Consider the following 202-nt stretch of genomic DNA (forward strand, 5'->3'; position numbering starts at 1 on the left):
TTGCTCAAGGTGATCTTCATCTCAGTGCCGGCTGGGTTGGTCAGTTTGGCGGTGTAGACGATGTTGCCGCCTTCTTGTACCGAGCCAGTGGCGCTGAGGGTCAGACCGGTGGTGTCCAGGCGCGCTGGGTCATCGGTGACGACGGTGGTCGGCGTGCCCGCGGTTTCCAGGTGCTCGTAGTTGCCGCCGGTGACGCCAGTGA

1 protein-coding gene is annotated in these 202 nt (G+C 63.4%); it reads right to left on the reverse strand.

Annotation, left to right across the window (positions count from 1 at the left end):
- Nucleotides 1–202: immunoglobulin-like domain-containing protein (locus DM374_RS33040; RefSeq protein WP_157969856.1), on the reverse strand; the 202-nt coding region annotated here is incomplete at both ends.

The sequence above is a fragment of the Pseudomonas huaxiensis genome (assembly GCF_003231275.1).
GTDB lineage: Bacteria > Pseudomonadota > Gammaproteobacteria > Pseudomonadales > Pseudomonadaceae > Aquipseudomonas > Aquipseudomonas huaxiensis.